Raw genomic sequence first — 18,306 nt, 5'->3', positions numbered from 1 at the left:
CCTGACGGGCCGGCCCGGTCATGAGGAATCCTGTGAGCATGTCCCGCGATCACATGGAGCCGGTCGAGCGCTCCGTCAGCGATGCCGAGGCCGCCGCGCACGGTGCCGAGGCGGACCACGGCGTGCCCGGCGTGCCCGGTGCGGCGGGTGTGCTTGGCGGTGCCGGCGGTCCCGGCGGTGCCGAGGCGCCGTTCCTGGAGCTGCTCGCCCGCGGCGCGTCCGCCGAGGCCTACGACCGGCCGGTGCTGCTCGCCCGCGCCGAAGGGCTGCCGGCCGAGCGGATCGCCGCGCTCGAACACGCCAAGCTGCTGGCCCTGCGGGTGCGCTCCGAGCTGGAGGGCCGCCGTAGGCGGGAGGCCGAGCTGTCGGCACTCTTCGAGACGGCCCACGACCTGGCGGGCCTGCGCGACGTGGACGCCGTCCTCCAGGCGATCGTGCAGCGGGCCCGCTCCCTCCTCGGCACCGACGTCGCCTACCTCAGCCTGAACGACCCGGTCAGGGGCGACACCTACATGCGGGTCACCGAGGGCTCGGTCGCCGCCCGCTTCCAGCAGTTGCGCCTCGGCATGGGGGAGGGTCTCGGCGGCCTGGTCGCCCAGACGGCCCGCCCGTACGTCACCGACGACTACTTCCGCGACGACCGCTTCCGGCACACCACGACCATCGACGCGGGAGTGAGCGACGAGGGCCTGGTCGCCATCCTCGGCGTCCCGCTGATGCTGGGGGCCGGCGTCATCGGGGTGCTGTTCGCCGCCGACCGGCGCGCCCGGGTCTTCGAGCGGGAACAGATCGCCCTGCTCGGTTCCTTCGCCGCCCTGGCCGCGGCCGCCATCGACACCGCCAACCTGCTCACCGAGACCCGCTCGGCCCTGGCGGGCCTGGAACGCGCCCACGAGATCATCCAGGACCGCAGCGCCGTCATCGAGCGTGCCTCCGACGTCCACGACCGGCTCGCCGAACTGGTCCTGCGCGGCGGCGGGGTCCACGACGTGGCGGCGGCAGTCTCCCAGGTCCTGGCCGGCACGGTCGACTTCACCGAGGCCGGCGCGGCCCCGGCCGGAGCACTGGAGACGTCCCGCGCGGAAGGCCACGCCGTGCGGCACGAGGACGACTGGATCGCCGCCGTGACCGCGGGCGGCGAACTGCTCGGCGCCCTCGTCCTGCGCGGCCACCCCGGCCTCGACCCCGTCGACCAGCGCACGCTGGAGCGGGCCGCGATGGTCACCTCCCTGCTGCTGCTCGCCAGGCGCTCCGCCGCCGAGGCCGAACAACGCGTCCGCGGCGAGCTGCTGGACGACCTGCTCGACGCCCGTGACCGCGACCCGCGCGTACTGCGTGAGCGTGCCTCCCGGCTGCGTGCCGACCTCGACGCCACCCATGTCGTCCTCGCCGCGCGGCTGGAGGCGGACGCGGCCGACGCCGACCAGGAGGCGGCCGCGCGGCGGCGGCTGTGGTCCGCCGCCTCCCACCTCGCCGCGACCCGGCACGGCCTGGCCGCCGCCCGGGACGGCGGCACCGTCCTGCTGCTCCCACTGGCACCGGGCGACACCGCCACGGAGCTGGCCCACCGCACCGCCCGCCATCTGGGCACCGCCGTCCACGAGGCGGTCACCGTAGGCGCCTCCGCGCCCGTCCAGGGCCCCGCCGCCCACCCCGAAGCGGTGGTCGCCGCCTACGAGGAGGGCCGCCGGTGTGTCGAGGCACTGCGGCTGCTCGGCCGTTGCGGTGACGGGGCGGCCGCCGACGACTTCGGTTTCCTGGGGCTGCTGCTCGCCGGCGACCGGGACGTGGCGGGCTTCGTGGAGCGGACCATCGGTGAGGTCGTCGCCTACGACGAGCGACGCGGCACCGATCTGGTGCGCACCCTCGACGCGTACTTCGCGTGCGGCATGAGCCCGGCCCGCACCAAGGACGACCTTCACGTACACGTCAACACCGTGGCCCAGCGCCTGGAGCGCGTCGCCCGCCTCCTGGGCGAGGACTGGCAGAGTCCCGCCCGTGCCCTGGAGATCCAACTCGCGCTGCGCCTGCACCGGTTGGCGGCCCGAATACCGAACTGACCCCCGTACTCCCTCAGGGGGGCACGGGGGTCGGGTCGGGCACGGGCCCGGGATCAGACGACGCGGGCGTCCTCGGGCCGGGCCGTCGTGTCCCGCACCTCGGGGGCGGTGTCCAGGGCGCCCAGGTCGCGGTGGCGGGTCTCCTTGGCCACGCCCACGGCGACGACCGTCAGCAGGGACGCGGCGATCACGTACAGGGCGATCGGCGTGGAGCTGTCGTAGTCGGCCAGCAGCGCGGTGGCGATGAGCGGGGCCGGGGCACCGGCCGCGACCGAGGCGAACTGGGCGCCGATGGAAGCACCGGAGTAGCGCATCCGGGTCGCGAACATCTCCGAGAAGAAGGCGGCCTGGGGTGCGTACATCGCGCCGTGCAGGACCAGTCCGACGGTCACGGCGAGGATGAGGTTGCCGAAGCCGCCCGTGTCGATGAGCGAGAAGAAGGGGAACATCCACAGCCCGATGCCGACCGCGCCCAGCAGGTAGACGGGACGCCGCCCCACCCGGTCGGAGAGCGCACCCCAGGCCGGGATCACCGCGAAGTGCACGGCGGAGGCGATGAGCACGGCGTTGAGGGCGGTCTGCCGGGAGACACCGGCCGAGGTCGTCGCGTACACGAGGATGAACGCGGTGATGACGTAGTAGGAGATGTTCTCCGCCATGCGCGCACCCATCGCGACGAGCACGTCACGCCAGTGATGCCGCAGCACGGCGACGAGCGGAAGCTTCTCGGCGGCGGCCGCCGCCGTCGCCTTCCGGGCCTCGGCGTGCGCCAACGCCTCCTTGAAGACCGGCGATTCATCGACAGAGAGACGGATCCACAAACCGACGATCACCAGCAGACCGGAGAGCAGGAACGGTATCCGCCAGCCCCAGCTGCCGAAGGCGGCGTCCGACAGCACGGCGGTGAGGAAGGAGAGCACCCCGGTCGCGAGCAGTTGCCCCGCCGGCGCCCCGGTCTGCGGCCACGAGGCCCAGAACCCGCGCCGCCGCGCGTCCCCGTGCTCGGACACCAGCAGGACGGCCCCGCCCCACTCGCCGCCGAGCGCGAAGCCCTGCACCAGACGCAGCACGGTCAGCAGCACCGGAGCGGCGGTCCCGATGGTCGCGTGCGTGGGCAGCAGTCCGATCGCGAAGGTCGCCCCGCCCATCATCAGCAGACTGAGCACCAGCAGCTTCTTGCGCCCGAGCCGGTCCCCGTAGTGCCCGAAGACCAGCGCCCCGAGCGGACGCGCCGCGAATCCCACGGCGTACGTCAGGAAGGACAACAGCGTGCCGACGAGGGGATCGGAGCCCGGGAAGAACAGCTTGTTGAAGACGAGCGCGGCGGCGGAGCCGTACAGGAAGAAGTCGTACCACTCGATGGTGGTGCCGATGAGGCTGGCGGCGACGATGCGCTTGAGGTTGGCGGGGGGTGGGGGAGCGGTCGCGGGGGCGGACATCGGCACCACTTCCAAGCGGTTGGCGGGGACGTTTTCGTGTCGCCATACCGTAGGAATCCGCAGGTCAGTGGCACATGTGGTGGGGCACCATAGTTCTGGGTGCGGAGATGCGTGCGGCCACCATGAGGGCGTCGCCGGAGCCTCTACGAGAGCCCCGATCGAGCCCGCGAGGCCGCTGTCCGAGTTGCGCTGTTCGGGCATGATTTGGAAGTGGAGTGCTGACTCCCGTGCTGGTTTGGTGCTGACTAAAAGCCCACGTCATCACCCGTTCTCACCTCTCCCGTGCTGACTTGGTGCTGACTACGCTGCGTCAAAACCCGGCGTGTGGGCCATATTGGGCGAGCCTCGGTAGGTGGCTGGCACCGCTTGGCGACAGGTATCGCCGAACTGGGGCGCCTCATCGGCGAGGGTGCATACCGGCCTGTGTGTCCTCCTGCGGGTAGCGGCACATGGCGAGGTCCCACCCGTCGGTTCCTCCCAGCAGGTTCTTCGTCTGCTGGTGGTACAGCATTCATGGCGTTGTGACCAGGGGGAATGAAGATCGTACTCACTCTGACTGGGGTCTTGGCCCGTGTATGGTCCGGATCTTGGTCTGATCGGTTGGGCGGGCCTAACTCGCGGAGAAGTGCTGCACTTCAGGCGCTCATGGGAGAGCGAAGGCCAGCTCGCGGTTGTGGCGAGCCCGGATTGGCGGCGTGGCGGTCGCCTGGGGGCGAGGGGATCGCAATCGCCGTCCTTGGGCGCGGGCAGTGATACGTGCGGGTTCCGCGCGAGTGTGGGTGAGTCCGAGAACGGCAGTGTGGCGTCGTGCCTGGGTAAAGGCGACGTACAGGGAACGATGCTCTTCGCCTTCGAGGACGAGGCTGCTGTACATCGGGTGTGGGGAGCAGATGGCTGCGCCTGCCTGGCATGCAGGCCGAGATGGGAGCATTCCCGCGGGTGCGGGGATGCTCCCGCGCAGAAGGCCCGCCGGACTGCCAGGCTCGGCTGCTCCTTGCGCCCGCGGGGATGGCCCCCGAAACGGCGTTCAGGATGAGTCTGGGGCTGTGCGTTCTCTACAGCGTGGTCATGGTCCTGAGGCGGAGGGGTTGAGGTAATGGCGAGATATACGGTGGCTCTGCACGGCCACGCGGCGCTGCGCGTCGAGGCGGAAGCGGAGTCCGTGCAGGAGGCCAACCGCCTGGCGGTCGCGAAGGCGCCGAAGGTGAAGTATGTGCAGAGCCGGACGCCGGTGACGACGAGCAGGCTGGAGGGGCCGAAGTGAGCGAGATCAGGCGCGACGAGTGGGTTGGGATGACCAAGTCGGCCAGGAGGTACGAGCCGTTCTGGGAGAGCGTCCGGGAGGCGGAGGCGCAGGGTCGTCCGGTGATGCACGTGGTTAAGGTCGGCAAGTTCATCATGCAGGCGTCCACGGACATCGAGCTGGCCAAGCTGTTCGCGGAACACCAGGTCTTCGATCAGGATGAGGTCGGCGAGTTCGACTGGGTGCCAGACGAGTTCGAGGTGCTGCATCTTCGGTTCAAGAACACGCGGACCGGGGAGTGGGAGTCCACCATCCAGTCCATCTCGACGGTGCCGGCGCTGCCGGAGGCGCCGAAGTGAGTGGGCCGCAGGTCGATTGCGTGCGCTGGAGAGCGGCCTGCTGCGGCGGGCTCTTAGGGTCCTTGCAGAATGATCTTCATGTGGCACGGTGGAGAGGTATGTGATCCCGTGCTGCTTGGGGGTGACAGTGGCACGGCGGAAGCCGTGGGAGTCAGTGACGAGCTGTGGGCGGTGATCGAGCCGTTGCTGCCGAAGCATGAACGACCGTTCCGGCACCCGGGGCGCAAGCGGATCGATGACCGCAAGACGCTGCAGCAAAGAAATCCAAGGCGTGCTGCTGGACCAGCTGCGGGCGGTGGACCGCCTGGACCTCTCCTGCGTCCCCGTTGACGCCTTGCACGTGCAGGCCAAGCGGGGGCGAAGCAGCCCCAAGAGTCGGTCCGACCTGGTTGACCGTGGACGGCTGGGCTCGGAGCACCACGTGCTGACCGACGCGCACGGCACCCCGCTGCGGGTGTAGTTGACGGCCGGGCACCGAAACGACATCACGCAGCTCCTGCCGCTGGTCGACGGCCTGCCGCCGGTGCGGGGCAAGCGGGGCCGGCCCCGGCGCAAGCCCCGCACCTTGTGCGGCCGAGACGAGCAAGGGGAATCTCGACCTCGCTGGTGAGCGGTGACGTCGGTAGGGGATCCTCTGGGAAATCGGCACCACTCTCGGCGCCCTCGGTGCAACCGGGGAGGCTCTATCGTTGCCCCGGACAGGCCACACCACCATCGTCGACATTCGCATCGACCTGGTGGAGTTGCCACGTTGGGCTGCCTGGCGAAACTCGTGTTGCCGGACTGACAGGGACAAGCCGATCTACACAGCGCGTGGACCGGGACAGCGCCTGACAGGCCCTCGGCGGCGTCCACACCGCGGCGGTGAATCTGCAGGCCGTAGGGTGCCCGGCGGCCGTCCATGCCTCAGCCCTCGAGGAGATCACCCTGGGGGAGGATTCCCGGCATGTAGCCCCTGGCAGGGGACAGATCCCGCCAGTCGAGGTCCCCCTCCTCCACAGACGCCACTCGCCAGTCGTCCTCCTCGTTCATGCTACGGAATGCCTCGTGCAGGAAGTCGGGGAGCACCTCGCTGTCCCGACGGCCCAGGCGGCGCCGGTCCTCAGGAACCGTCCAGTCTGCCGCGAAAAGAGTGCCGTCGATGTAGAGCGTGGGCTCCTGGCGAGGCCGGTGGCGGGCGAGCAGGCCCAGGATGTCGTCGCGAAGGCCCGCGATTTCGTTGCGTCGAGCCGCCCGTTCCACACGCTGCAGCACCGGCGCCAAGACCCCGAGCGTCACGCCGAGCGCCGCGAAGCCAGCCACGACGTAGTCGCCCAGAATGAGTGGTTCCTGATGGGCGAAGGCGTCCAGGAACGGCGTGTAGTAGGCCAGCACATGTAGGTCCGGGTCGACGGGAAGGTCTACGGCGCGAGGGTCGGCTGTGTCCGGGTCGATCGCTGTCAGACGCATGGGGCTATGGGGGGAGGAGAAGTGCACCGCGCTCGCGTATGCGATCTTCGGCACTTCGCCCTTGATGGTCTTGACTGTCCTCTTCTGTTCCTCCATGGCTTCGCGCAGCTTCTTCGTCAGCGGGCCTGAGCGGCCCTTGGCTTCCGCGACGACATAACCGCCGACGGTCCGCTCTCCGAAGAAGTCCGCCCGGCTCCGGCCGGGGGCGAAGGTGAGGTTGTAGGCGGAGGCGTAGCGGGCGACGTGCATGAAGAACCGGACGGATAGCTGCCTCTCGGCGAAGATCTGGCACATGGCCTGCCCCAGTGTGTAGGACAGCATGCCCTTCTCGGAGGGGTCGAGTTCGCGGGCGAGGTCGGTACGTGTGATGCGACGGATCGGATCATCGCTCCAGCTGAGATAGGCGGGCAGTACCGCCACCCTGTGGCACCACTCGTACGCCGATGACCTCCCGTGCTTGGTTTGGTCGTACGGGGCCCTGCCCGTGATGAACAACGCGCGCGCCAAGTCTTGCGGCAGGACTGGCAGATCCTGCTCGACGGGGACTCCGGTACTGGCCGGGAAGAGCGTGGCGTTGGTTTGCACGTGCGCGGGGCCATTGAAGAACATCGTCGCCGCTTTCCGGGTTCAGGGCCGTCATACACAGACCGTGAGGATCGTCGTACCGGCATCTCTCTATCACCCCGGTCCGCAGTCCGCCCCGGCATCAGCGGAGACGGAAGCGATCCCCCGGGAACCCTGGCTCGCCGCATGGCTCCGGCCACGCCAGGCGCCTGTGTCCGCGTGCCGTCCTGATGGTGACGGGCGGGTCGGACCGCGCCGTCCGTCAGTCACCGAAGCGACCTACGACAGCCGTATGTTGCTGGAGAGTGCGCGTCGGCGTGGGCCACCACATCATCCGGATCTGTGAGCGACAAGGCGTCCCTGTCCTCGCCGACCGCGCCTATACCGGCGCCGGCCCTCCACGTCGCCGCCGGCCTCAAACGACCACCCGGGGGCGAACTCACCCGACGTTGCGCTACCGCGGTCCTCCAGCGCAGACGGCGGTGCCCGAGTCCCGATCCGGGAACCGGAGGCCAGTTGTAGGCTCCCGCCATGCCGATCTTTGAATACCGGGGCGAAGCCGCGAACTTGAAGGTGCTGGCACGGGAAATTGAGGCGGATCAGCACCTCGCCGGAAAGTGCTCTCTCGCCCTCACGCCCCTGCAGCAGAACAGGCGCGACTCCTTACGCCACGCCCACTGGGCGGAGATCTCCATCTCCGTCGCTGCCGGACTGGCCACGAACACCCTGTATGACGCCTTGAAGGCATTGGTCGAGCGGGCGCGTGACCGGGGGCCCGTGGAGGAGGCGCTTCCTCGACCGGAAGACGACGACCAGGGTGCGGACGGCTCGGAAGGGGTGAACCGGTGACGGTCCACTCTCCACGTCTACGGAACTCGAGCGGCGCCGAGTTGAATCTGCGCAGCCAGATCCTCTTCCAGGATCAGACTCGCACGCGCACCAGCGATCTTGTGACGGCGGTCGGCTCCTGGCACAAGACCTACGTCCACGAGAGCAGCCACTGGGCGCGATATCACGGATCCACTGTCGGCATTCTTCTGAGCCTGCTGCGGCGCACGAGGGACCAGTTGGCCGCGTACACGATCTCTCACCTGCCCCGGCAAGACGTGGAGCATCTCCACGAGGACCGGAGCAGCGGACTCCCCTTCTTCTCCTTCGAGCGCTACCCCAAGCACGCCCAAGGGGAACTGAAATACAGCGAATTGGATTGGCTCAACCTCTACTTCGCCTACTACCTCCTCTTGGACCCGGAGGGCCTGACGGAGTTCGACACCGCCACCTGGGACATGCGGGCGGCAATGGAGCACTCCCTCGAAGACATGTGGCGCCAGGGTGCGGGCATGGAGATGGTCGAGTGTCCCGATGACGTACGCGTCGGCATCGACGGGCCCCTGAAGCTCGTGCACACCTCCGAGGGCCCGCTCACCACTCGCGTCCTCTTCGAGTGCGCGGCGGTGCTCGACGAACTCTTCCAGTTCGAGGGCGCCTTCATACGGAAAGCTGACCCGGCGCTGCGCGAGTTCTTGCTCGAGGTGCTGAACGGCGAGTATGGGATGCCGTGTCGCCTGGCACGTGCTCTCGCAGGGCGCACCCTCGGCGGAAGTACCGTCCTGGCCCTCATCGACTTCGCACTGAACCCTGTGGTGCCGGGCTTGAACTCCGACGACCCGTCCGTCGACTGGAAAGAGCTCTACCCTCCCTACCGGTTCGTGACGGCAGCCAAGGCGATGAGGGGCTGGGAGACGGACCTGGAGTTCCAGTATCCGAGCCACGAGGCGACGGTCCACTTCCAGCACATGCTGGCCAAGCGCAGTGGGCTCCGGATGGGAAGCGTGGCTTCCCGTCTGTCCGACCTCTCGACCCTCCGGGAAGCCGCCACGACCCCCATGCACCTGTCCGCGCGTACGCCTGCCGTGTCCCTCATGTGTGCTTCACGTCTGCTTGCCCTGCGGGAAAGAGACGTCTGTTCGATCTCGCACTACGGCGTCAATTTCCTGGGCGAGAGAGCGACCCGGTTCATCAAGCCCGACCGGGACGTGCAGTGGCTGTTCCCGGTGTTCCAGGTGAGTCAGGGTGAGTACCGGTGGCCGGCGGAGCACGTGGGCCTCGATGAGGCGACGGACCTACTAATAGGTGCCGCCGTGGCATCGGCGTACGACGACATCCTGCACGGCGTCGGCCCTCTCGCTGACGACCACCTTCCTCGCAGCCTCTTCGACGACGCCGGACAAGTCGGAGCGCTGAACCAGGTCCTCAAGGACTCGACGGGACTGGACATGGGCTGGCATCGGACCTGATGCGGACCCATTCACCGCTCCTGGCGCAACGCCTTCGCTGAGCACCGGTCACGCTGTGCACCTCGTACATGGCCATCCCTCACCCGGTCCGTCGGCCTATGAGGTGGTGGCCGCACGGGTGCCGTATCTCGAACATTCGGGAGTGAATTCAGATCGATAGGCGACCGAAACTGAATCAAATGCGACCGCTGTGCATTTAGAGAATTATGGTGACAAGATGCGGCCCCAGATCCTGAGGGGCGACGGCATCTCATGGGGCTTGTGGCTCCCTTTGCTGTGTGTTCCCGCCGGGCGTCCCAGGGTGTGTACGAGCGCAGCAAGGAGCCGCGATGACCCAGCCCAGCGATCCGCGTGCCATCCCAGGCCCGCGAGACGGCTCCGCCGAACCACACGGGACCTTAGTCCCGGTGCCGCCCCGGCTCACCAAGGCGGTCATCCGCAACTTCCGGCTGCTCCGCAGAACCGAGCTTTCCTTCACGGACAAGGTGACACTGTGCGTCGGCCGCAACAACACGGGAAAGACCTCGCTGGCGAAACTGTTCGAATTCTTCGTGGCGAGGAAGAAGGCCGCGCTGCGCATCGAGGACTTCTCCGCCGACTGCTACGAGGAGTTCCTCGCCGCCCATCGCCTCTTCGCCTCGGGTGAGGCGGAGCAGGCGCGCGACACGGTTCCGGCAATCACCCTCACCCTCCACATCTCTTACGACAAGGACTGCGGCCAGTACGGACCCCTGGCCCCCTTCGTGGTGGACCTCGACCCCGACTGCTCCGAGGTGGTGATCAGGTTCGCCTTCGCGTTGGGGAACGGTGCCCTGAAGGAGTTCTTCGGCGGCGTGCCGGTGGGGCCGGATGCCACGGCCACGCTTGAGCAGCTGGGCAGAGGCATCCCGAAGCACTTCGAGATGTCGGTGATGGCGGTCGACCCGACCGATGAGGCAAACGTCCGACCGGTCGACCTCGCGGACGTGCGCACCCTGGTGAGGGTGGACTTCGTCGAGGCGCAGCGAGGGCTGGACGACGAGAGCGACGGGCATGCCGCACCAATCGGAGCGATCTTCGAGCAACTTCTGACCGCGGCGGAGAAGAGCCAGAACGCGACGTGGCTGGAGGAGCTCGCCGCGAACATCGACAGAACACTCGTGGACACCTCCGGCAGTCTCGACAGCAGCCTCCAGAAGGTCCGCGAACGGGTGGCGCCGACGTTGAAGGCATTCGGCTATCCGGGTCTGGCCAACCAGGAGTTCGTCACGGCCGCCCGGCTGGACTCCAAGAGGCTGCTCAGGAACTTCGCGCGCATTCACTATCCGGGAGTGGCCGGTGTGCGGTTCCCGGAGTCGTACAACGGCCTCGGTACGCGGAACTTGGTGATGATTCTGCTCAGGCTCTTCACCTGCTACCGCGACCACACGGCGACCTCTCCGGAGTCGGGGATCCATCTCGTCTTCCTGGAGGAACCGGAGGCCCATCTGCATCCGCAGATGCAGGAGGCGTTCATCCAGCGACTCACGTACTCCGTCAATCTGTTCCCCCGGATCGACGCGCAGATGAGAGCGACGATGCCCGGGCAAAAGGGAGCGATCGAGGAGAGCAGCACCGCAATCGACAGCAGCCCCCGGTGGAACGCTCAGTTCGTGGTGACCACCCACTCGGCACACGTGGCCAACCGGGGACACTTCTCCGACATCCGGTACTTCCGGAAGGAGGAGGACACCGTGGAGAGCGGAAGCGAGCCGGGGCCGGCCCGCACCGTCATCAAGGACCTGTCCCAGGTGACCGGCGACGAGAGGTTTCTCCGCAAGTACCTGACCCTCACCCGGGCCGACCTCTACTTCGCGGACAAGGCCATCCTCGTCGAGGGCGCCAGCGAGCGTATCTTCGTCCCGGCTGCGGAGGAGAAGCTGGCGGCGAGGAGGCCCGGAGAGACGCCCCAGCACCAGTACGTGACCTTGATGGAGGTCGGAGGGGCGCATGCTCACAGGTTCTATCCGCTGCTGAAGGTCCTCGGGATTCCAGCCCTGATCATCACGGATCTTGATCCCGTCGACGACAGGGAGCCCAAGATCCGCAAATGTCTGGTGTCCGAATCCGGACGCACGTCCAACCAGTCCATCAGGGCGTGGTCCCCCGAGATGGCCGACATCACGGTGGCCGAGCTGCTGCAGCGGGCCGAGACGGACCCGCCGATCGCCGGCGGCAGCATGTGCCTCGCCTACCAGGTGCCGGAGGAGCCCGGCGGTCCGTGCGGCCGCACTTTCGAGGACGCCTTCGCGCTGGCCAACCGGGCCCGGTTCGGTATTTCCACGGGTGCCGCTCCTGCCGAGGAACTGGAACAACAGGCCCGTAGCAGCGTGGAGACCAGGCGCAGCAAGGTCGACTTCGCCCTCGACCATGTCCTCGGAGACCACGACTGGCAGGTCCCGAAGTACATCAGGCGCGGCCTCGAGTGGCTCATGGCACAGGACGGGACGGCGACGAAGGCGGACGTCCAGTGACGACGGAGGCGGAAGATGTCACGCACGCGATCCTGACGGCTCTCCAGGCGGGCCGTCACTTCAAGGTGGAGGCCGGTGCCGGTGCGGGCAAGACCAGCTCACTGATCGAGGCGCTCCAGAGCATCCTGGCTGATCGCCCCCGCTACCTCCCGCGGCCCCACCAGCGCATCGCCTGCGTCACCTACACCAATGTGGCCCGCGACGAGATCATCAGCCGTACCGACCGCAGCCCGTACGTGTTCGCCGAAACCATTCATGGTTTCCTGTGGCAGCTGCTCTCCCCTTTCGGCAAGCACCTGTTGCGCCACATCGTCGAGCTGGACATCATGCTGTCGAAGATGGAGGGCCACACCTCACTGGACGGCTACACCGTCGAGTACAGCACCGGCTTCCAGAAAGTGGACCACGACAGCCGTCGGGTGCAGCTGGGTCACAACGATCTGCCCGTCCTCGCGAGGGCGTTTTTCGCCCTTCCCAAGTTCCGGACCCTGGCTGCCGACCGGTTCCCGATCGTCTTCGTGGACGAGTACCAGGACACCCCCGCCGGTCTGGCGGAGGCCATGCTGGGCACGCCGGGCGATGAGGCCACCGCGCGCGGCCCCCTCTGCGGCTTCTTCGGGGACCATTGGCAGCAGATTTACGACAACGCGTGCGGGGCACTCGAGGACGCCCGCCCGACACCGGTCTTCAGACGGCGCAATCGGCGCTCGCAGCGCGCCGTCGTGAACCTCCTGAACACGATGCGTCCCGAATTGACGCAGACCATGGCGTCAGGAGTTGGCGAGGGCACCGTCGCCGTCTATCACACCAACGAATGGGCCGGGACGAGGCTCACCCACCACCGGAAGGGTCAGCTCGGCTGGGACGCGGCCCACGCGGCTCGGAAATGGGTACTGGACGACGTCCGCGACCGGTTATGGAGCACCGGGGCATCCGGTCACGATGCCCAGGCGCGGGCGGAGGAGCCCAGCACGAAGATCCTCATGCTCACGCACGAGACGATCGCCGGCGAACTGGGATATCAGAAGCTTCACGGGGCCTTTCGGCGCAACGATTCCTACGTGAGGAAGGAGGACCACGCCATGGCCTTCTTCATGGACACGCTGGAACCGGCCCTGCTCCACCACCGGAACAAGCGCTACGGCGCGATGTTCGACGCACTCGACCCCCGTGGCCGCCCACCCATCAACTCGTCGGCCGACAAGCAGGAATGGATGGCGTTCCTGACGAAACTGGGAGAGGCCCGCAAGACGGGCACGGTCGGCGACGTCCTCGACCTCTGTCTTGAGCAGCAGCTCTTCGACGGCCTGGGGAAGGTGCGCGAGCGTCACCGGAAGGCCGTGTCACCATCCGGCGCCGACCCGCAGGCTGTGAGTGACGACAAGGCCGAAGCCCGGGCGGCGGCGCGGTCGAAGGAGTACCAACAACTGCGCCAGGTGCCGTACGCGGAGTTGCTGGCGTTGAGCGAGCACCTCGGCGGCGGCACGCCCTTCGCGACACAACACGGAGTCAAGGGACTGGAGTTCAACCGGGTCCTCGCCGTGGTCAGCAAGGGACACTCCCGCTTCCAGATCCCCGAGATGCTGGCTAACTTCTCCCGGCGCGACGAACTGATGGACAAGGAACTGGAGGCGTTTATCAGGGCACGCAACCTCTTCTACGTGGCATGCTCACGGGCCAGAGAGCATCTGGCCATCCTCTTCACCACGAAACTTGAGCCCGCTGCACTGGATACCCTCCGGGAGTGGGTCGGCGAGTCGCGGATCACGTCGCTGCGGTTCGACGGGGATACGGTGGTGGGTGGCGAATGAGGGACGAGGCAGGCCGGACGGATCCCCGGGCCAACCCCAACAAGGGATGCCCTGGGTTTCTGGTCGCCCGGATGCGATCGCCTCGCCGGGACGGCGAAAAACTTGGTATGCGGAGCCGACGGGACCAGGTAACGTCTTGCTCATGTTCTTCCAGACGCCGATTTACGAGTGAGTGCGTGATGGGCCCCTGCTGACGCCCTTCGACGTCGCTGTGCCCGTTCCCCACCGATGAATCCGTAGATCACTTCACAACATCCGGGAGAACCCGTGAGCAAGAACATCAACAACCCCGTGGGCATGGGCGGCGGCCAGCGCAAGAAGCTGTCCCGCGCCGAACGGCAGAACAACGGTCCGCACCGCAACCTCGACCGCCAGGGTGCCGCCGACCAGAAGGCGGAGCTGGTGCGCAAGATGCGCGAAAAGGCAGGCACAGCCGAGGGTGCCGGGCAGACCGGCGACAACACCGCACAGAGCTGACGCACCGCCACCGCAGGGCGGCACCACGGGGCAGGGCCCGGACCTCGACACGTGGTCCGGGCCCTGCTGCCGTACCGGGCGCGGCCTGCCCCGCTCAGGTCCCGGCCGAGCATACGCGTCTCAGCTGGCCAACCGGGGCAGCCGCAGATTCAGCAGCCTCGTCACCGCCACCACCTCGAACTGCACCAGCAGTGTCACCACCAGCGCGTTCCCCGTGCCCAGCCCGGGCGACACCGCCTCGCTGAGTTGGCCAGCGTCGACGCGCGCCAGGGGGCTCTTCGAGTCTGAGTCGGGTGCAGTAAGCCGTGGAGAGAGGTTCGAGTTCCTCCGGCGGCAGGCCCGAGGGCGGATGGTCGAAATCGGGTCCAGTGTATGAATTTCACCATGTCGCTGACCTGCGAAATCGCATCCCAAAGTTCGAGTAGCCGATACGCCGAGTTGGTGCAGCCCGGTGCCGCTGATTCGCTTTCGTCGTTGGTGACGGTCTCGAAAATCGTCTTGGCACAGGCATCGCCACGCCTGATCGTCAGCGGAGCGCTGGATACGGTCGGGCCTGACTGTCAGTGGTGCCGCATACCCTGAATGAGCACCTCGGCCGGCTACTTGCCGACGGGTCGTGTCCAGCAAGGAGGATGAGGCGATGGCTGATCGCAAGACGGTGACGCGCCAGACGTTCATCGGTGAGAAGGGTATCGCCCTGATCGAACGACGCTGCCTAGAGATGGGTCACCTCTTCCATCCCCGGCGCGTCGATCACGGCATCGACGGACACATCGATCTGGTCGACCCCGACAGCCGTGCCGTGCTGAACCTGACCCTGCTGGTCCAGAGCAAAGCGCAGGACCGACGCTTCTCTGGCGAGACGGACGACGGCTTCCACTACCTCTGCGACCAGCGCGATCTTGATCACTGGCTGTCCGGCAACTCGCCGGTCATCCTGGTCTTTTCCCACCCCGAGAGTCATGAGGCGTGGTGGGTGGAGGTCAAGGCGGCGTTCCCGGACGCGGTCAGCCGTGCTGCCCGCCGCGTGGACATCGACAAGCACACCCAGCGCTTCGACCGGGACGCCGCCCATGCACTGCTGGGCTTGGCGATGCCGCGGACGACGGGCCTGTACCTGCGGCCCGCGCCGATCACCGAAGTGCTGACCACGAACCTGCTGCCCGTCATCGAGATGCCGCCGACCGTGCATCTGGCCCCGACGGCCTTCACTGACTACCGCGCGGCCGGTGGCGCACTAAAGACGCAGGGCCGGCGTGAGTCCGGCTGGATCCTGCGGGACAACCTGGTCCTGTCGTTCCACGACCTGCGGAACTCGCCTCTGAGGGTGCTCTGCGACGGAGATCCCGAGCGGCACGAGACCAGAGAGTGGGCGGACAGCGAAGACCTCGACACCCAGCACCGCTTCGCTGACCTGCTCTCCCGGACCGTTCAGGGCTCCTATCCGGAACTGCGGTGGCACAAGAACCGCAAGCACATGCACTTTCGCGCGACCTCGCATCTGGGGCCCCGCAAGGCGGGCAAGGGACCCGGATCACGCGGCCGGACCGTGTTCGGTCCGCACGCCTCGAAGTCCGACCCACAGCGCGTCGGCTACTACCACCACGCCGCACTGCGTACGAGATTCCGGCGCCTGGACGGTGTCTGGTACTGCCAGCTGGAACCGGACTACTGCTTCACCACCGACGGGTACACCGAATACCCTTTCGCCGACCGGCTCCTGGCGGGGATCAAACGTCTCGACCGGCATCCGGCGGTCCGAGGCTGGACCCGCATGTGGGCCAACTACCTGCGCCAGGAAGCCGACTTGTTCACGGAAGCACGGCCCGTCCAGTTCGGCGAGCTGGCCACCATGACGGTCGAGCGCGGTATCGACGACCTGTTGTGGGGGCCGGCGCCGTCCGGGGCCGCACTCGAGGACGACCAGGACCCGTCCGCCGGAGGCCAGGAAAGTCTGGACGCTGTACTGGCTGTCGCGGATGCGGACACCCAGGATCTCCTCAGCCTGCTCCAGGACGGCGAGAGCGACGAGGGCGCTCCTCGGCGAAGAAGCCCTGGAAGCAAAGCCAGGTCTGCAGGGCTGCGGACGCCCCGTCAGGGACGGGCGAGTGGTGCGAGGCGAGGCCGATGATCAGCTCAGTGATCCTTGACGAACCAGAACTGGAATTCGGCGGAGCGGCCCGGCACATCGATCCACGGTTCGGGATCACGAACTACGGTCCCGCCGATCTCGGCGCGGCCGACGCGCCCAGGGCGATCCGCGTCGGCCTGGTCGGTCCTGCGGACCAACTCGACGGGCTGCGCCGATGGCTGGAGCGCTGCCGGGAACCCATCGCGGCCAAGGACGAGAAGTACCCGCATCTCTTCCCGGAATTCCCCGGCTGCGACACCGACCGCGGTCTGCACACCACCCTTGTCTTCAGCGACCGCAACACGCGGGCGATCAGCAGCCGCGACCTGCGCGCCATCGAGACCGTCGGCCAACCGGCGGCCCTGACCAAGGCCGTGAGCGTTTATACGGAAGAGATCAGGACCCTGGCTGACGAGAACCGTGTCGACGTCCTTCTGGTCGCCAGACCCGAGCAGCTCATCGACACCGCCGGCCGATCAGCCCGCGACCCGAAGGAGGCCGACGAGCTTCCAGCCCGGGACGCGCTCGACGAGCCGCCCCCGGCCCAGTTCGCCAACTTCCACGACCTGCTCAAAGCCCGGCTGCTGCACCTGCGCCAGCCCATCCAGATCATCCGACGTAGCACCTGGGACGAAGCCACCCGGCCTCCCGAGGGTCACAGTCGCCAGGACGAGGCCAGCCGGGCCTGGAACCTGCACGTCGCCCTCTACTACAAGGCCGGTGGAGTCCCGTGGCGCCTCCTGCGCAGTCCCGCTGACCTCACGACCTGCTACGTCGGTGTCGCCTTCTACCGCAGCGACGACGGGAGCTCTCTGAGCACCTCCGTCGCGCAGGTATTCAACGAACGCGGGGACGGCGTGATCGTGCGCGGAGGGCCGGCGAGGATCAGCCGCACCGACCGCCAGCCCCACCTGGCCCGCGCCGACGCGCACGCCCTCCTGGTCCACGCCCTGGACGCCTACCGGCGCGAGCACCACACCGCACCAGCGCGCATCGTGCTGCACAAGACCTCGGCCTTCACCGACGATGAGGCAGGCGGCTTCCAAGACGCCGCGGACGAACGGTTCATCGACACGCTGGAGATGAGCTGGATCACCAGCAGCGAAGGAGCCGCAGCCTTCCGTCCCGGAGCCGCACCGCCCCTGCGCGGCACCCTCGTCACCCTCGGCGAACGCGAACTCGCGCTGTACGCCACCGGCAGCATTGAGTTCTACCGAACCTACCCCGGCATGTACATTCCGCGCCCGATCGGCATCAGGCCCGTGACCCCCACCCGCAACCCCCGTGAACTGGCAGCCGAAGTCCTCGCCCTGACCAAGATGAACTGGAACCAGACCCGCCTCGACGGGCGCCTCCCCGTCACCCTGCGCACGGCCAACCAGGTCAAATCCGTCCTGCGCTTCTGCCCGCCCGACCAGGCTGTCGCCACCCGCTACGCCCACTACATGTAGTCAGCCGACCGGGCGATTCGCTTTCCGCTGGCCGGGCCCGCACGCCGATCCGTTCCGGCGCGTCGCACGCCCGTGGCGCGGGTGCGCGGCCGGTCCTGGCGCCGCTGGTCGATCGCCGCCATGTGCTGCTACCGGCCGGGCGACGCTTCCCGGTTGATCTGCCGGCCGCGCCAGTACCGCAAGCACCGGGTGCAGTACGCTACAGCCTCGCTTGGACCGACTACCGCGACCTGGTCCTGCGCCCCATATCCAGCTAAATGCCCCTATCGTCCTAATCTGGGACGACCCCAACACCCACCGGTTTACCGGGATGCGCGAGTACGCGAGCAAATTCGACTGGTTCGCTATCGCACAATTAACCTCCCGCGCACCGGACTTGAAGCCGGTGGAGGGTGTCTGGCTGATGTAAGCCGCGGTTCGCTGGCCAACACCGCCTTTCTGATCGTTTCAGAATGAGTTGAGCTGCGGTTCTTGCGTTTGGCGATCTTGGTCGGCAGTGTGTCCGGGGTGCGTGCTGATCTTGTTCCTGACGG

At 67.6% G+C, this 18,306-nt stretch carries 12 protein-coding genes and 2 pseudogenes; 12 read left to right on the top strand and 2 right to left on the bottom strand.

Annotated features, from left to right (window positions below; all coding sequences use genetic code 11):
- The first annotated feature begins 38 nt into the window (after window positions 1-38).
- A complete protein-coding gene (locus ACIP5W_RS18295) occupies window positions 39-2,060 on the top strand; it encodes a helix-turn-helix domain-containing protein (protein ID WP_401474003.1) in 2,022 nt (673 codons plus the stop codon).
- Between the two features lie 53 nt (window positions 2,061-2,113).
- Here ACIP5W_RS18295 and ACIP5W_RS18290 read toward each other — a convergent pair whose 3' ends face one another.
- Complete coding sequence (locus ACIP5W_RS18290; RefSeq protein ID WP_401474000.1) at window positions 2,114-3,499, bottom strand: MFS transporter; 1,386 nt, start codon at window positions 3,497-3,499, stop codon at window positions 2,114-2,116.
- Between the two features lie 1,096 nt (window positions 3,500-4,595).
- On the opposite strand from ACIP5W_RS18290, the gene ACIP5W_RS18285 reads away from it, so the two are divergent.
- The 3 genes and pseudogenes from ACIP5W_RS18285 to ACIP5W_RS18275 form a co-directional block, all read left to right on the top strand.
- Window positions 4,596-4,763, top strand: coding sequence for a hypothetical protein (locus ACIP5W_RS18285; RefSeq protein ID WP_176740195.1), 168 nt, complete (start codon window positions 4,596-4,598; stop codon window positions 4,761-4,763).
- Complete coding sequence (locus ACIP5W_RS18280) at window positions 4,760-5,101, top strand: hypothetical protein (protein ID WP_052845190.1); 342 nt, start codon at window positions 4,760-4,762, stop codon at window positions 5,099-5,101. Before ACIP5W_RS18285 ends, ACIP5W_RS18280 begins: the two co-directional genes overlap by 4 nt.
- 127 nt (window positions 5,102-5,228) lie before the next feature.
- Window positions 5,229-5,669, top strand: a pseudogene (locus ACIP5W_RS18275) (transposase); the annotation flags it as partial.
- 338 nt (window positions 5,670-6,007) lie between these two features.
- Here the strand turns inward: ACIP5W_RS18275 and ACIP5W_RS18270 are convergent.
- On the bottom strand, window positions 6,008-7,159 hold the full coding sequence (locus tag ACIP5W_RS18270; protein WP_401473995.1) for a hypothetical protein: 1,152 nt from the start codon (window positions 7,157-7,159) through the stop codon (window positions 6,008-6,010).
- Window positions 7,160-7,437: 278 nt separating this feature from the next.
- Between ACIP5W_RS18270 and ACIP5W_RS18265 the strand changes: the two are divergent.
- The 8 genes and pseudogenes from ACIP5W_RS18265 to ACIP5W_RS18230 all read left to right on the top strand — a co-directional run.
- Window positions 7,438-7,558, top strand: a pseudogene (locus ACIP5W_RS18265) (IS5/IS1182 family transposase); the annotation flags it as partial.
- 87 nt (window positions 7,559-7,645) lie between these two features.
- Window positions 7,646-7,963, top strand: a complete 318-nt coding sequence (locus ACIP5W_RS18260; RefSeq protein WP_401473992.1) for a hypothetical protein — start codon at window positions 7,646-7,648, stop codon at window positions 7,961-7,963.
- Window positions 7,960-9,411 (top strand): hypothetical protein, encoded by a 1,452-nt coding sequence (locus ACIP5W_RS18255; protein ID WP_401473989.1) that lies wholly within the window; start codon window positions 7,960-7,962, stop codon window positions 9,409-9,411. Before ACIP5W_RS18260 ends, ACIP5W_RS18255 begins: the two co-directional genes overlap by 4 nt.
- A gap of 329 nt (window positions 9,412-9,740) precedes the next feature.
- Window positions 9,741-11,903 (top strand): ATP-dependent nuclease, encoded by a 2,163-nt coding sequence (locus ACIP5W_RS18250; RefSeq protein WP_401473987.1) that lies wholly within the window; start codon window positions 9,741-9,743, stop codon window positions 11,901-11,903.
- Window positions 11,900-13,714, top strand: a complete 1,815-nt coding sequence (locus ACIP5W_RS18245; RefSeq protein ID WP_351195687.1) for a UvrD-helicase domain-containing protein — start codon at window positions 11,900-11,902, stop codon at window positions 13,712-13,714. The genes ACIP5W_RS18250 and ACIP5W_RS18245 overlap by 4 nt, the downstream gene beginning before the upstream one ends.
- 267 nt (window positions 13,715-13,981) lie before the next feature.
- Window positions 13,982-14,191, top strand: a complete 210-nt coding sequence (locus ACIP5W_RS18240) for a DUF6243 family protein (protein WP_093896585.1) — start codon at window positions 13,982-13,984, stop codon at window positions 14,189-14,191.
- Between the two features lie 616 nt (window positions 14,192-14,807).
- A complete protein-coding gene (locus tag ACIP5W_RS18235) occupies window positions 14,808-16,322 on the top strand; it encodes a DUF4365 domain-containing protein (RefSeq protein WP_401473983.1) in 1,515 nt (504 codons plus the stop codon).
- Entirely contained in the window at window positions 16,319-17,773 is a 1,455-nt protein-coding gene (locus ACIP5W_RS18230; protein WP_401473980.1) for a hypothetical protein, read from the top strand. The genes ACIP5W_RS18235 and ACIP5W_RS18230 overlap by 4 nt, the downstream gene beginning before the upstream one ends.
- The last annotated feature ends 533 nt before the right edge of the window (window positions 17,774-18,306 follow it).

This window comes from Streptomyces sp. NPDC088766 (assembly GCF_044750845.1).
Classification (GTDB): Bacteria; Actinomycetota; Actinomycetes; order Streptomycetales; family Streptomycetaceae; genus Streptomyces.
Note: the sequence above shows the minus strand (reverse complement) of the source record. Positions and strands in the feature narration are given on the sequence as shown.